Source organism: Streptomyces sp. AK02-01A (assembly GCF_033795305.1).
Classification (GTDB): Bacteria; Actinomycetota; Actinomycetes; order Streptomycetales; family Streptomycetaceae; genus Streptomyces.
This window is the reverse complement of the sequence record NZ_JARBAE010000024.1, coordinates 60,357-74,907: the sequence shown is the minus strand read 5'-3', so window position 1 is coordinate 74,907 and position 14,551 is coordinate 60,357. Positions and strand designations below refer to the sequence as shown.

The 14,551-nt window shown below is 68.2% G+C and carries 10 protein-coding genes and 1 pseudogene; 8 read left to right on the top strand and 3 right to left on the bottom strand.

The window, feature by feature from the left end:
- Nucleotides 1-346: 346 nt before the first annotated feature.
- Nucleotides 347-1,240 (bottom strand): NADP-dependent oxidoreductase, encoded by an 894-nt coding sequence (locus PV679_RS22055; protein WP_319682075.1) that lies wholly within the window; start codon nucleotides 1,238-1,240, stop codon nucleotides 347-349.
- A 70-nt stretch (nucleotides 1,241-1,310) separates the two neighbouring features.
- Between PV679_RS22055 and PV679_RS22050 the strand changes: the two genes are divergently transcribed.
- From PV679_RS22050 to PV679_RS22035, 4 genes are all read left to right on the top strand, one after another.
- A complete protein-coding gene (locus PV679_RS22050) occupies nucleotides 1,311-1,943 on the top strand; it encodes a helix-turn-helix domain-containing protein (protein WP_319682074.1) in 633 nt (210 codons plus the stop codon).
- Between the two features lie 240 nt (nucleotides 1,944-2,183).
- Complete coding sequence (locus PV679_RS22045; protein WP_319682073.1) at nucleotides 2,184-2,999, top strand: TnsA-like heteromeric transposase endonuclease subunit; 816 nt, start codon at nucleotides 2,184-2,186, stop codon at nucleotides 2,997-2,999.
- Between the two features lie 2,499 nt (nucleotides 3,000-5,498).
- Nucleotides 5,499-6,521 carry an AAA family ATPase gene (locus PV679_RS22040; RefSeq protein ID WP_319682072.1) on the top strand — a complete coding sequence of 341 codons (1,023 nt, stop codon included), beginning with the start codon at nucleotides 5,499-5,501 and terminating at the stop codon, nucleotides 6,519-6,521.
- The gene (locus PV679_RS22035; RefSeq protein WP_319682071.1) at nucleotides 6,514-8,352 is read left to right on the top strand and encodes a TniQ family protein; all 1,839 of its coding nucleotides are present in this window, start codon (nucleotides 6,514-6,516) and stop codon (nucleotides 8,350-8,352) included. The genes PV679_RS22040 and PV679_RS22035 overlap by 8 nt, the downstream gene beginning before the upstream one ends.
- Here PV679_RS22035 and PV679_RS22030 read toward each other — a convergent pair.
- Nucleotides 8,322-9,002, bottom strand: a complete 681-nt coding sequence (locus PV679_RS22030) for a hypothetical protein (RefSeq protein WP_319682070.1) — start codon at nucleotides 9,000-9,002, stop codon at nucleotides 8,322-8,324. The two genes, PV679_RS22035 and PV679_RS22030, sit on opposite strands and share 31 nt — an antisense overlap.
- Before the next feature lie 156 nt (nucleotides 9,003-9,158).
- On the opposite strand from PV679_RS22030, the gene PV679_RS22025 reads away from it, so the two are divergent.
- The 4 genes and pseudogenes from PV679_RS22025 to PV679_RS22010 all read left to right on the top strand — a co-directional run bounded on the left by PV679_RS22025 (nucleotide 9,159) and on the right by PV679_RS22010 (nucleotide 11,608).
- A complete protein-coding gene (locus PV679_RS22025) occupies nucleotides 9,159-9,500 on the top strand; it encodes a hypothetical protein (RefSeq protein ID WP_319682069.1) in 342 nt (113 codons plus the stop codon).
- Between the two features lie 114 nt (nucleotides 9,501-9,614).
- A complete protein-coding gene (locus PV679_RS22020; RefSeq protein ID WP_319682068.1) occupies nucleotides 9,615-10,106 on the top strand; it encodes a DUF4265 domain-containing protein in 492 nt (163 codons plus the stop codon).
- Between the two features lie 135 nt (nucleotides 10,107-10,241).
- Nucleotides 10,242-10,826: a S1 RNA-binding domain-containing protein gene (locus tag PV679_RS22015; protein WP_319682067.1), complete on the top strand. Its 585-nt coding sequence runs from the start codon at nucleotides 10,242-10,244 to the stop codon at nucleotides 10,824-10,826.
- A 200-nt stretch (nucleotides 10,827-11,026) separates the two neighbouring features.
- Nucleotides 11,027-11,608: pseudogene (locus PV679_RS22010) on the top strand (DUF3291 domain-containing protein).
- A gap of 336 nt (nucleotides 11,609-11,944) precedes the next feature.
- Here the strand turns inward: PV679_RS22010 and helR are convergent.
- Nucleotides 11,945-14,092, bottom strand: coding sequence for an RNA polymerase recycling motor ATPase HelR (gene helR, locus PV679_RS22005; RefSeq protein ID WP_319682066.1), 2,148 nt, complete (start codon nucleotides 14,090-14,092; stop codon nucleotides 11,945-11,947).
- Nucleotides 14,093-14,551: the final 459 nt, after the last annotated feature.

The window sequence follows — 14,551 nt, the reverse complement described above, 5'->3', positions numbered from 1 at the left end:
ACTACGAGTCGCACCAGATCCGCTCTCACGAACTCATCCGCGAGGCGGACGAATACCGACTCGCCCAACAAGTCAGGAAGGCCAAATCGGTCCGCCGATCCATGCCAGCCAGCACATGGCGACCGACTCCACGACGCCTGCTGGCTTGGCTCCGCGGGTGAACCATCACGCTGCCCACGGTTGAGTGGGGCACCGACCGCCGAGCTGTCCCACTCAACCGTAAGCACCGCAGGTCAGAACCTCGCCCTGCCCACAGTTATCTGGGACAGGACACTTCATCTGGCGGAGGCGTGGCCGAGTTGGCGGGGCCGAGCAGATGAGTCGGCGGGCAGGGCAGGGCCGGCTTTCAGATGATCAGGACCCGGCGCCCGCGAGTGTGGCCGGCCTGGCTGTCAATGTGCGCCGCCGCGGCCTCGGCCAGCGTGTACGACTTCTCGACCGGGATCCGGAGCTTTCCCCGCGAGATGAGGTCGGCGGCCTCGGCGAGCGCTTCCGGCACGCTCCCGGCTACGCCGGAGAACCGGACACCGAGCGCCGGCGCGCCGAGATCGGCGATGGAGATCACCTTCTGTGGATCCCCGGTCAGCTCGACGAGCTCGCGGATCACACCCGAGCCGGCCAGGTCGAGAGCTGCGTCGACATGGCCGAGCTGCCGCACTCGCTCGACCCAGCCCTCACCGTATGTCGTGGCGAGGGCACCCAAGCCGCGCAGATAGTCCTGGTTCGCGGCCCCAGCCGTGCCGATCACCACGATGCCGCGGTCGCGGGCGATCTGCAGAACCGCTGATCCGACTCCCCCGGACGCTCCGCTGACCAGCAGTGTCTGTCCGGACCGCACGCCGACCTCGCGGACGACGCGCAGCGCCGTCTCCACCACGGAGGGGTACCCGGCCGCCTCTTCGAACGTCAGCCCCCCGGGCATACGGGCCCAGGCCGACAGCACGACGAACTCGGCATAGGTGCTTGATCCTTCGCCGAACACATGGTCGCCGACCTCGACCCCCTCTAGGCCCTCGCCGACCTCGTCCACCACCCCGGAGGCGTCCAGCCCGACTCCGGAAGGCAACTCGATCGGATGCGCCCCCAGGATCTGGCCTTCACGGATCCTCCAGTCGACGGGATTCACGCCCACCGCCCGCACGGCGATACGTACCTGACCGGGGCCCGCGTGGGGTTCCTCGGCGTCCACGAGTTGCAGCACGTCCGGACCGCCGAACTCGGCGAAGCTCACTTTCCTCATGCGGCAGACACTAACACTAACGGATAGCCTTTCGAATCCGTTGTGGTTTCGTATCTGGTAGTGTCACTGCATGACCGTGCCGAACGGGCGCCGTGAGCGCAAGAAAGCCGCGACCCGCCAGAAGATCGCCGACACCGCCCTGCGGCTCTTCCTGGAACGCGGCTTCGACGCGGTGGGCATCCGTGACGTGGCCGCCGAGGCCGACGTGGCCGTCACCACGGTCTTCTCCCACTTCGCCTCGAAAGAGGCCCTGGTGTTCGAGCAGGACGAAGACTTCGAGCTACGCCTCACGCGGGCGGTCACCGACCGGGCACACGAGCCGCTCATCCCCGCGCTGCGCCGCGAGGTCCAGGCCCTGGTGCGACATTGCACGGCGGACAGCGCCACCCCGATCTGGCACATGATCGACGCATCACCCGCCCTGCGGGAGTACGAGGAGTCCATGAGGCTGCGCCATGCAGAGGCACTGGCAACAGCCATGGCCGCCGATCCCGCCCTGTCACGGACCACCACGGCCTGCCGGGCCATCGCCAGATTCGTGATCGACGCCTATTCGCTGGCCCGTGAGGCGGCCGATCCGCAGGCCGCGCTCGACGAGACCTTCCGGATGATCGAGGCGGCATGGGCCGTCACCCACCCCTCCGCACACTCCACCGGCGCAGCCGAACCGGAGCCGGTTTCCGGGGCGGCCCGGCGCATGTGAGAGAGCGGATGAGCCGGGACACGATAGTTGGAACCGGTGCGATGTGGTGACCTGGCGGTTTTGATCCTGCGGGACACGCTTGTTGGAACCATCTGGCCACGCTTCTTGCAACCATCGATGAATTGCCATTCATGTTGGAACCAGTTCCGGACATCCCGGGCCCGCAGCGTCCGTGGCGGCTTTCCTGGGGGCATGGAACCGAGCGAGCGCACGCGGAGAGTCCTCGGCGGGGTGGGAACGATGAGGGGTGAGCCGTTGTGGTCGCATCGCGCTGCCTGGGACGAACTCCTCGTTCCGGTCTCTGTGGAGGCTGGCCGGGTCGGCCTGGACCTGGGCGAGGGCTGGCCCGAGCGGTGGACGGTGACGTGGAAGACCGGCGGGGATCAGGTGTGCTGTCCGGTGCGCGACCTCGTCCGGGCGCCGATGGTGGATGGTGATCCGATTCGCTGTTTCTCCTGGCAGCGGGAACAGCGCCACCGGCCCGGCCTGCAGTTCATGGTCAGTACCGGCCGTCACCACGGGGCCGAGAGCCTGGAGGAGGCCCGGCTGCTGCTGGCGCTGGACTTCGCCGGGGACTTGGTCGATGTCGTCTCGCAGCCGATGAGGCTGCGGTTCGGCACCGCGGACAAACGTAGGAGCCACACGCCGGACTTCCTCGCGGTGACACGGCAGGGGGTCTGGCTGATCGACGTTCGCCCGGAATCCCTGATCAAGGAGAGGGACCGGGAGTCCTTCGCGGCGGCGGCCGAGGTCGCCCTGGCCTGCGGCTGGCACTATATGGTGGTCGCCCGCTGGCGCGACCACGTCTCCTCGTCTCTGGACGCGTTCTCCTCCCAGCGGCGACCGCTGTCCGACCCGCTCGGGCTGCGACCCGCGCTCCTGGCGTCCGCGCGGAAGGAGCTGACCTTCGGCGAACTCACAGCCGCGGCAACCTACGAACCCCTGGCCCGGGCTCAGTTGCTGCACCTGCTCTGGCACCGGCGGCTCGGCGTCGACCTCGCCCGGCCGCTGGCCGACCGCTCGCCTGTGGTGGCGGCCCCTGGAGCGGTGGCGTGAGGTCGACCGGGACGGTGCTGGACCTCTCGCCCGGGGCCGCAGTGGTCCTGGACGGGACCGAGTGGACGGTCGAGCGGCGCGAGCCGCACCTGGGCCGGGTTCAGCTTGTCGCCTCCGATGGTGTCCGCCAGCAGGTGAGCTTCCGGTTCCTGGCCAATCACCCGGGTTGTCGGCCTTCTTCGCGAACAGCCTCGGCTGGCGCCGACCGGGGACGCCAGTCCAAGTCCGTCGAGGACCTGAAAGAGGGCCGGCTGGAGCTCGTCGAGCTGAGGATGGCCCACCTCCTGGAAGTGGCGACCGGGTTCCGCAGCGGTGACCCGCTGCGACCGGGACCGGGCGAACCCAAGCCCGAGTACGACCCGGACACCACCACGCTGACGGGCCGGCGCCGGGCGAGGACGGCCGAGTTCGCAGCCCTGGACCGGCAGCAGGCGAAGCTGCTGGGACTGGACGCAGTCAGCGTCCACACCCTCATCCGCTGGGAGACCGGGCGCCGGAGGTTCGGCCTGGTCGGATGCGCGGACGACCGCTGGCTGCGGGAGAGCGGCGGACACCGGACGGTGTCGGAGGAGGTGCGTGAGGCGATCCTCGCGGTCCGCGAGGAGACCCTGCGCGGGGCGAAGGTCTCCATGCGGACGAAGGACCGCCTGATCCGGCAGTACGTCCGGGAGACCTTCGACGCGAAGGACCCGGACACCGGCGAGGAGCCCGAGGCCGCGACGGAGGTCCCCAGTTACCGCACACTCTGCCGGGTCTGGAAGGAGTGGTTCGGCTCTGGCGGCGCGCGTCAGCGCTACGCGCGGTCGGCCGAACTGCCGATGAAGAACGGACACGTGGTGGTCCACCGGCCGGGCCAGGTCGTCGCCCTGGACACCACGGTCCTGCCGGTCATGGTCCGCGACGGTGTCTTCGGCGACCCGGTCAAGCCCCACCTGACGATCGCCCTCGATACATACACGCATTCGCTGGTCGCGTTCCGGCTCACGCTGGTCTCCGACACTGCCGTGGACGCCGCGATGCTGCTGCGGGACGTGATGATGCCGCTGCCGATGCGCGCTGACTGGGGTGAGGAACTGGAGTGGCCCTATCCGGGGCTGCCCGCGGCCGTGGTCTCGGAGTTCGCCGGGCACAAGGTCGCCGGCCTGCCGTTCTTCGCCCCGGAGACGGTGACCACCGATCACGGGTCCGTCTACCGGAACCATCATCTCGTCGAAGTGCAGCGCGTTCTCGGCTGCAACATCCTTCCCTCGCGCGTCCTTCGCCCGCAGGACAAGGCCGCCTGCGAACGGGCGTTCGGCACCTGCCGGCAGCTGTTGTTCGAGCTGCTGACGGGCTATACCGGGGTCGACATCGCCGACCGCGGCGTCGATCCGGCGGCCGACGCCGTGCTGACGGTCGACGAGATGGAACACCTGATCGCGACCTGGACCGTCTCAGTCTGGCAAAGGCGGCAATTGGGCGAATACGCCCCCAGTTGGGACCCGGACGGAATCCACAGCCCGAACTCCCTGTTCGCGGCCTCGTTCGCGCAGGCCGGCCTCGCGATGGAGATCCCCTCCCCGGAGCTGTTCTACGAACTGCTGCCGCCGCACTACGTGCGCATCGACGCCCGACGCGGGGTGAAGATCCGCGGACTTTGGTACGACGACCAGGAAGCCCTGCGCGATTACCGGGGCCAGCGCTCGACACGCGGCGGCACGCACAAGGGCCGGTGGCTGATCCGGCGCGACCCGCGCGACCGGCGGTCCGTCTTCTTCCAGGATCCGATCACCCACGCCTGGCACTCCCTGCCCTGGACCGGCCTGCCGGCGGTCGGGCAGATGCCGGCCTTCGGGGACGCCCGCGTCCACGACCTGCTGAAGAAGGCCGACGCCTGCGGGATGAAGCCCAAGACCGACGCCGAACTGCTGCCGGTGCTGCTGGAACTGATCGGCTCCAAGATCCCGGTCAGCCAGTGGCCCACCCAGCTGAACAAGTCGCAGCGCACCGAGCACGCCCGCGAGGTCGCCCAGGCCAAAGCAGCCGAGAGCGATCGCCCCGCCACGGCACCCGCCCGGGCCGAGGAACAGACGACGGTGGCCACGTTGCAGTGGCCGCAACGCGCTCGGCAGACCCAGGAGAGCCTCGACGCCGAGCGCCGCCGCAGGCGGGAGGCCGCCGTCCCCGACACCCGAAGATCCCGCCACCGCTGGGGTCCAGTTTCCGGGAGCGCAACGTCTTCCTGCTGCCCGACGACGACCGGAGCGACGGGGAGGGGCAGCAGTGGCCGACCGGCCAGAGGAGGACGAGAGTCCGATCGTCCCGTTCCTGCGGGTCGGGCCGCCCCCGGACCGCACCAGGTGGGAGGGCTGGCAGCAGTGGAGGCAGATCCGCGACACGTTCGTCCCCGCCCCACGGCTCTCGCTGAAGGAATACTCCGATCTCACTCCCCGGCGTCGCGGCCTGCACAACCTGCACCGCACGGCCACGCACGTCAACATGCGCCTGCAGGAGACACCGATGAGCATCCGGGTCTCCGACCTGATGCGCGGTCGGCTGGAGAACAACGCGTTGAAGTTCATGCCCGGCACCCGCGACGGCCTGATGGTCAACGGCGGCGGCTTCCAGGGCAAGACCGAGACCGCCTGCAACGCGGCTGCGATCTTCGAGGACCTATGGCGCTCGGTCCACCAGCAGGTCCTCCCTGACCAGCTCCAACTCCCCGGCACCCGTGATGTGTTCGTTCCGGTCGCCTACTGTCGACTGCCGGTCCGGGCGACGCCGAAGGCATTGTGCAAGACCATCCTGGACATCTACGGCGACCCCCACCCCAAGCACCTGGACGACCTGATCCGCTCGGTCCGCGACGCGGTCAGGGACCACGAGACCACCGCCTTGCTCATCGACGATGTGACCCGACTCCGGCTCCATCGCGGTGACGATCAGGACACCCTGGGCCTGGTCCGCGAGCTGATGGACCAGAATGTGACGCTGGTGCTGATCGGCGTCGACATCCCCAACTCCGGTCTCCTGCGCGGCGCCTACATCGACCCGCGCACCAAGCAGTGGGTCTTCCCCGACGTCAAACGCGGCAAGAGCCACAACGAAGCCGCCTCCACCCAGACCGAGCGGCGCTTCGACATGGTCGACCTCGACCCGTTCGACTACACCACCCCGGCCGGAATCACCGCCTTCCTGGACCACCTCGCCGGGATCGAGGACCAGCTGCGGCTGTTCCGCTCCTTCGACGGCATGCTCACCAGGGGCGAGATGCCCGAGTACCTGTTCCGGCGCACGCACGGCATCGTCGGCCTGCTGCGGCGATTGATCGAGGACGGCTGCACCGAGGCGATCGCCAGCCGAGAGGAGAGGCTGACTCCGGAACTGCTGGCCAGGACTTCGATCCGCCTGGGCAACCTCGCCGATCTGGACCCCGGCGAGGTCCCCGAGATTCCACCGAACGTCCAGCCGCCGAAGAAGCCCAGACGAGGACACAACACGGTCTTCGACGACCACGGCAAACAGCAGGCCGCCGATGGCTGAGCACCCCCGGCACGAGCGTCCCCTGGGGCGGGCCCTGGACCCCCTGCCCGACGAATCGCTCGGCGGCTACCTCCTGCGGTTGGCCCACCGCCTGCGCATCTCGCCCATCCGGCTGGCGCGGTTGACCGGCATCAAAGGGCCCACAGAGACGGCGCTGGGACGACGGCTCCTGCTCGACCTCGACGTCGACCGCTTCGCCCGGGCAACCCGACTGACCGAGGACGAAACCGCAGGACTGACATTCCTTCCCTGGCAGGGCCGCTATCCCTCCATCGCCCGGGCACTCTCAACCCCCGACCGCCGGGGAACGCGGGAGGACTGGCTGTTCAATGACTTCCCCCGCTACTGCCCGCAATGCCTCGCCGGCGACAGCGGCCCCCTGCGGCAGCACGACGGCATCTGGAAGACGACCTGGCACCTGCCCATCACCTTCGCCTGCCCCATCCACGAGGTCTTCCTCCAGCACGGCTGCCCACAGGGCCACGAACTCCAGAGGACACTTCCCCACCTGATCGCCCAGGCCGCAGACGGCCCCCTCCACCCAGGCCAGTGCCGGCTCCCGGCTCTCTCCGACGACCCGGACACAGCCCCGGGAAGAGGCCGGACAGGCCGCTCCTGCGGAGCCCGGCTGGAGCGGCGCGACCCCGCTGGACCGCTCCGTCCCGGCACCAGCATGCTCAAGACGCAGCGGGACCTGCTCGACCTCCTCAGCCCCGGCCGACCCGCCGAGGAGTCCTCCTCCCGGTTCACCGACCTGCGCGTGATCACCTCATTGCTCTGCACCACCTGGCCAAACAGTCGGGACATGCTCGATCCCCGGGCCCGCGAGGCAGTCGACGAACACGTCCAGGCGCTCGGAGCCGGCGGGAAGCAGGCACTCGACAGGCCGCCCAGGGACGCGATCGCGACAGCCGGCCTGCTGACCGCCGCGTCGGCCTTGCTCGACGCCCCCGACCTCGACGAAGTACTGGCCCGGCACACGCGGGACGCATGGGACGGGAGGCCCAGCAGAACCCCCTGGACGCAGGTCTTCGACCGGCACAGGCTCTCGTGCTCGGAGAGGATGCGGCAGGCGGCCGCACCGAGCACCCGCTCCTACCGGCGCACCAGCACGCGCGGGACCAGAGTCCCCGACCGCACCGACGGCTACCGACCGGAGAACGTCCCCGCACTCATGGAACGGGACTGGTTCGACAAGCACCTCGCCCTCCTTGAGCCCTGCCCCTACGCCAAGTCCATGCGCCGTCTCGGAGCCGTCCTCCTCGTCCAGTGGGCAGCCGGCGGAGCCATGGGCGACGCAGCCGACTACCTCGGCATCAACCCCAAAGGCGGCCAATACAGCACGACAACCGGGTTCCACCGGTGGATGCACGACCACGGGTCGACGGACTTCACCAGAGCCCTGCGCAACCTGGCCTGCGACCTGGACGCCATCACCGCCCCGATCAACTACCGCAGAGGCCGCGAAGCACTGCACAACTGGGCTCTGACCCGCGACACCTGGCTGGAGATCACCAGCTGCCTACCGCCCGTCCCCGGTCACGTCCAGCCCAACCTGGACGACCGCAAGCGCCAAGAGGCATCCGCGTTCGTCTGGGCACAGGTCACACGCGGCGAGCCGCTCTTCGCGCCACGGACGATCGAGGCAGAACAGCCCGAAGAACTTCGCCGGGCATGGCTCAACCAGCGCAGCAGCACGTGGGGCAAACTCGCCCGCCCAGGCCGTATCCATCACTTCACGGCACTACGCGGGCTCCTGCTCCAGCACGCCGAGCACCTCATCCGAAAGATCGACAGTGGTCAGGCAGACTCCTGCTCCAGTTGCGGATAGCCGATCTCGGAGATGTCCTGGGCCAGGTCCGTCAAGCTGACCTCAGGGTTCAGCAACGATACGAGTTCCTGGTTCAGCGGCCGCAAGGCATGGACCTGGCTCACCGCCCCCAGGTCGATGGAGACCTCGTAGTAGTCCTCAGCGAAGCGTTGGAACGCTTCCGGAGACCGGTCGACCAGGAGGCCGAACAGGCTCGTCGCCCCGTCAGGATCGACAGCACCCTCGGGAAAGTCGATCGTCCCGTGGTGCCACCGCACGTCCGTCGGTCCCCGCCACAAGCAGGCCGTCACGACAGGCACCCCCTCCTCATCGGTGAACGCCGGCTCCTCGACGAAGGCCCTGAAGAGCTCGGGGACCTCGTCGATCACACCCGGCCAGGGCTCACCGTCGTTGCCGAAGGGGCTCATCGGCGATTCGTGGTCGAAGCCCCGCACATAGGCCCCGACCGCCGAGAACACGATCGAGTACTCGTCTCCCGACCCGTTGCGCATCGAGGCCATCTCCTCGCCCTCAGCCCAACCGGCGTTGAAGGAGTAGTACCGGCCCTCCCAATCGGGGCTCAGGATCGCATCGAGCATCGCCAGTGAGCGGCACAGGTCCCGCAGATCGGCGATGGCGGGGAGCTGGTGGGCTACGTCATAGACAGTCACATGCTCATCCAACCCGATGCCACCGACATCCAGGCTCGCCCGGGGGCGTGACCCCCGGTTCCAACATGCATGGCCAGGTTCCAACTATCGTGTCCCGGCTCAGCGGACCGCCATCTCATGCCCCCAGCCCCGCCAACTCGACCGCCCATCCGCCAGATGAAGTGCTACGTCACAGCGCTCTGTGACTGCTCGCGGCTCATGGTCGCGGCCGTCTACGACCCCGAATCGAGATTCTGCCGCTGGTTCGTCGAGCCGGAGGTCTACATATTCGGACGCCGCCGGGTCATGGCGACACTGCTCAGCTATCTACTGACGGGCACGGACGCCGAGCAAGCGGGTGCCAAACGGGCCTGGTACTGCGCCCACGTGCCGCTGCACGTGGACAGGTCTCCGGCATACGCACCTGGTGGACGCCGCGATCCCGCCCTGGACGAAGCCCGCCACCTGGTGAACAAGTGGCAGGAGTACGCAGCCGTACCCGACCGCAGCGGGGCCTGATCCCGCGCACAGAGTTACCTGACGGCCAACCCTGGCCCGTTCGATCGAGCCCCTGACCGTGCCGCTGGACGGCGACGGCATTATTACTGCGAAGCCGATCAGGGAGCGGATCACATGCCAGTGTTCATCGTCCACGATGAGCCAGTCGGTCGGGCCCAGCGCAACTACATCGCCCACGCGGATCTGGCGCCGTTCGGGCTGGATGGCCAGATGGAACAGCTCTGGCTGAAACCCCTCAACGACGGCACCTTCTCCATCGCCTGCATCCCGTTCTGCACATATGGACTGGCTCTCGGAGATCACGTGGTCCTCTCGGAGGACGAGCAGGTCAGTGAGGTTGTGGGGCTCTCGCAGCATCGTGTCCTGCGGATGCTCCTCGCGGCTGGTCCGGACCCGGAGCGGGTGACTGAAGCAACCACTCGGATCAAGACCGAAATCGATGCCGCCGGTCTGCTGAGCGAATGGAACGGAGACCGCCACGTGGCGGTCGATGTCCCTCCGCAGGCGAACCCTTCGAAGTTGTTCGCGGCGATGGAACGCGAGGTGGCCGAAGCCGGCGCGTTCTGGGAATGGGCTGACGCTATGCCCTTCTCTTCCCACCACTGATCGGAGGTGGACCGCCCGGACGATCAAGCCATCGTCGGCTGAGGCAGCTCACCTGGCTGCGGGCAGCGGATTTAGTGGAGCCAGTTGCCGCTTCGCGGCACCGTCGGTTCGACGCCGTGTGCCAGGGTGGCGGACATGGACTGGCAGTCTGAGAGCCCAGAACTCTGGGCGTTCCTTGAGTCATTGCACCGCGGCGAGATCCTGTCGGGCACCGTCGCGGCGATCGAACGGTTCGGGATCTTCGTGGAGCTAGACGACGGTCCCGGCCATCCCACTCTGCCCGGCGTCGGGTTCATCACGATCCCCGAGCTGTCCTGGCGACACATCGACGCTCCCACCGATGTCGTCGAGGCCGGACAACGTGTCTCCTGCGAGTTCCTCCAGTTCGACACCTACAACGCGGAGGCCAGGCTGTCCTTGCGTGCACTCCAGCCCGACCCCTTCCAGGCCTTCGCCGACCGCACGATGGTGGGTCAGGCGCTGCGAGGGACCGTCATCAGGGCGCTTCCCTTCGGTGCCTTCGTCGACATCGGGGACGGAGTCGTCGGGCTGGTGCCCTTCAAGGAGGTCCACGGCAGGCCTGCGGCCGGTCCACCGGAGGCCTTCCAAGTCGGCGACGAGATAACAATCGTCGTCACGGACATCGAGCGGCCACATCGCAGGATCTTCCTCCGCAGGCCGGAGGATGCCCGCCATGCAGGTGTCGCGCCAGGCACATGACTGCGCTTCAAAGCTGGCGATTGATCACCCTCAGCCTAGCCACGAGGCCTATCGGTCACCCACTGATCGGTTGTCGTAGTGCCGCGATGGGTGACGTAGGAGCAGACCTCTTAAAGCCAGGAGCACCGGTTGTTCAGTCGCATCACGTTGGCACTGCGCGGGTCCGACTTCGTGGCCGCTTCGAGGAGGTCGGCGATCAGTTGCTGTACTGCCGGCCGGGAGCTGTTGAGGAGCCGCTCCGCGATCGCGAGGACAGCAGCGCATGCGGTGCTGTCGGCAGGTGGATGGTTGGCGGGACCGTCTACCGGAAGATCAGTCAGCACCCCGGATACCTCGCGCACGCTGAAGCGGCGGACGATGAGCGGGGCGTGCTCTTCGAGGCGGACTGGGGCGCATGGGGAGAATTCGCCGTGCCGACGTGGTACGGAAAGGGCCATACGCCGGAAACCACCGCACTGGCCACGACCCTCTCGCTCTAAACCGACCTGCGCTCCGCCTTCGACGCCGTCTACACCGGTCTGCACCGTGAGGCGCTGAACAGGCGTTACGACTGGTTCGAGAGGACAGGGCGCCCGAACTACGTGTTCTGGTGGGTCTCCGACGGTGTGACACCCACCTGGCGGGACGGGGTTTCCAGGCTGGAGCACCTCCACGACCACGACTCCGCACCGCACGCCTTCACCTTCCGCGGCTCCTTCGCCCCGGACGAAACGCCCACCACGATCACAGGATCAAAGGCATCGGACCGAAGAGCGGCCAGGTTCGCTGACAAGGAAGCCTGAACGGCCGGGTTCGCTGTCAAACACCTCGATCACCTCGATGGAATGACGGCGAACACCAGAATGGCCCGGACTCTTCCGAGACATCGGACCCCCAACGTCTCAGCCACGTCCGGGCCTCCCAGGTCAGAGCCCGCACTTCCCGGGCTCGTCCGAGACAGGACGCGGCTCGTCGGGGCGCGCGGGCGGCTTGCCGCCCCGCCGCTCCAGCATGCCCGGGACCCTTCCTCTTGACGATCACCACGTTAGGCAGCGCCTACCGCTCCGGACCCGACATCCTGTGCCCGATGACGTCGGATGCGCAGGCCGCCCGGAACGTCCGAGCCGCGCGCGGCCGGCTCAGGAGCTTGTGAGGATGACGAGTTGCTGGGTCGCGCGGGTCATCGCGACATAGCGGTCGACCGCTCCTTCGATGCCCTTGCCGAACGCCTCCGGGTCGACGAGGACGACCAGGTCGAACTCAAGTCCCTTCGACAGCTCCGGAGTCAGCGACCGTACGCGGGACGTCGTCCGGAATGCGGGATCGCCGATGACGCAGGCGATCCCGTCGGCGTGTGCCGCCAGCCAGGTGTCGAGGATCGAGCTCAGCTCCGAAGCGGATCCGTGGACGACGGGGATGTCGCTGCTGCGGATGGAGGTCGGCACATTGGCGTCCGGCAGCACGGCCCGGATGACCGGCTCGGCCTCCGCCATGATTTCCGCCGGCGTCCGGTAGTTGATGCTCAGAGAGGCCAGGTTGATCCGGTCGAGACCGATCCGCTCAAGCCGTTCCTGCCACGACTCCGTGAAGCCGTGCCTGGCCTGGGCACGGTCCCCGACGATGGTGAAGCTCCGCGACGGGCACCGGAGCAGCAGCATCTGCCACTCCGCGTCGGTCAGTTCCTGAGCCTCGTCCACGACGATGTGCGCGAACGGGCCGGCGAGCAGGTCCGGTTCGATGCCGGTCGGTGCGGTGTCGTCGACCAGGGTGTCCCGCATGTCCTGTCCGTGCAGCATCGTCACCACACCTTCGCCGTCGTCATCCGTCTGCAGCAGGGCGTCGACGACCTTGGCCATGCGCTCGCTTTCGGCGGCGACGGCGGCGGTGTGCCGGCGCTTACGCCGTGACGCCTCCGGATCGCCGAGCCGCTGCCGCGCCGCGTCCAGGAGAGGCAGGTCGGACACCGTCCAGGGCTGGTTCTCCGCGCGCCGCAGCCGCCGGACGTCGTCGGGGCTGAGCCAGGGAGCGCACTTGCGCAGGTAGGCGGGTACCGACCACAGGTCTTTGACCAGGTCCGCCGCTTCGATCAGCGGCCAGGCGCGGTTGAAGGCCGTGAGCAGCTCCCGGTTCTGCCGCAGCGACTTGCGGAGCAGGTCCGGCGAGACATCACCTTCGTGCTTGTCCACCAGGATCGCGAGCAGTTCCTCCCAGACCTGCTCGCGGGCCTCGTTGTGCGGCGTGCCGGGTTCCGCCGCTTCGAACGCCACGGCCCAGTCGTCGGCGCTCAGCCGGATGTCGGACCAGTGGGTCACGACCGTCATCCCCGTGGTGGGCGGCTCCTCGTAGAACCTGACGGCCGTCTCGATCGCCTTCACCAGGTTCGCGGACGACTTCAGGAGGGCCACGTCCGGATCGGCCTCGATCGCTGCCGCGGCTCCCTCGGCGACGAGGTCCCGCAGAGTACAGGTCTGCACGCCCTCCTCTCCGAGGCTGGGAAGGACGTCGGCGACATAGCCCAGATAGGGCTGGTGCGGACCGACGAACAGTACGCCGCCCCGGCGGTGACCGAGGCGAGGATCGGAGTAGAGGAGGTAGGCGGAGCGGTGCAGAGCGACGACCGTCTTGCCGGTACCCGGACCGCCGTCGACGACGAGCGCGCCACGGGATCCCGCGCGGATGATGGCGTCCTGGTCGGCCTGGATGGTGCCGAGCACGTCTCGCATCCGGGTCGACCGGTTGCCGCCCAGGCTGGCGATGAAGGCGGACTGGTCATCGAGCGCGGCGTGCCCGGCGAAGCCGTCCGAGGTGAACACCTCGTCCCAGTAGTCGCTGATCCGGCCGCGGGTCCAACGATATCTGCGGCGGCTCGCCAGACCCATCGGGTTGGCGTGAGTGGCTCCGAAGAACGGCTCGACCGCCGGAGAGCGCCAGTCGAGCAGCAGCCGACGACCCGTGCGGTCCGTAAGGCCGAGTCGTCCGACGTACACGGGCTCCGGGTCGTCCGCGCTGACCATGTGTCCGAGACACAGGTCCAGACCGAAGCGACGCAGTGCGCGCAGGCGAGCGGTCAGCCGGTGGATCTCCATGTCCCGGTCCATCGCCTGCCGGCCCGCGCCGCCGGGAGCCCTGCGCTCGGCGGCGAGGAGGTCGGACAGATCGGCGATCGACTCCTCAAGGCACTCCGCGATGGCCGCGAAGTGCTGCTCATCGCCGGCGATCAGCGTCGGGTCGGCCTTGGGCGAGAGATGGTCGGGAAGGTCAAACGCGCTGGTAGTCAGGGGGTTCACTCATCAGCTCCGATATGAGGTCGCTTGCGGCGTTGCGCGCGGTGAGGCGTCTGGAACGGTGTGCCGACCCCGCTGGCCATGACGGTCCACGCTCCGCCCGAGGTGGCACCACGCACATGTCGCGAGTCTCGATTTCCATGGATTCCGGCCTCGGTCGGCGATTCTGCGGCACGACCGGGGTCTTGCCGCAAGCCCCCCAGTGCGCTATACGTTGAGAGTGGAAAGGAGCGAGTGCGCCCCTTTCCTTCTTCGTCCGCCGCATACGGACATCCTCCTCCCCCTCGCGCGTCACACCGCCATATGTCTCAGCGCGGTGGGTGACGAGCCTCCGTGCGGCCGGGGCAGTGTTCGTTGCGCGACAAGGGCCATTCTCTTCTCTGCCTCACGCTGAACTCTGCCTCACGCCGAATCCGGCGGATGAGGCCACCGGCGGGAGCCACCCAGCCCTTAGAGTCCTCC

Bases quoted from the DNA above. Each gene is read 5' to 3' on its own strand.
- PV679_RS22055 (WP_319682075.1), bottom strand. From the start codon at position 1,240: ATGAGGAAAGTGAGCTTCGCCGAGTTCGGCGGTCCGGACGTGCTGCAA.
- PV679_RS22050 (WP_319682074.1), top strand. From the start codon at position 1,311: ATGACCGTGCCGAACGGGCGCCGTGAGCGCAAGAAAGCCGCGACCCGC.
- PV679_RS22045 (WP_319682073.1), top strand. From the start codon at position 2,184: ATGAGGGGTGAGCCGTTGTGGTCGCATCGCGCTGCCTGGGACGAACTC.
- PV679_RS22040 (WP_319682072.1), top strand. From the start codon at position 5,499: ATGAGCATCCGGGTCTCCGACCTGATGCGCGGTCGGCTGGAGAACAAC.
- PV679_RS22035 (WP_319682071.1), top strand. From the start codon at position 6,514: ATGGCTGAGCACCCCCGGCACGAGCGTCCCCTGGGGCGGGCCCTGGAC.
- PV679_RS22025 (WP_319682069.1), top strand. From the start codon at position 9,159: ATGAAGTGCTACGTCACAGCGCTCTGTGACTGCTCGCGGCTCATGGTC.
- PV679_RS22020 (WP_319682068.1), top strand. From the start codon at position 9,615: ATGCCAGTGTTCATCGTCCACGATGAGCCAGTCGGTCGGGCCCAGCGC.
- PV679_RS22015 (WP_319682067.1), top strand. From the start codon at position 10,242: ATGGACTGGCAGTCTGAGAGCCCAGAACTCTGGGCGTTCCTTGAGTCA.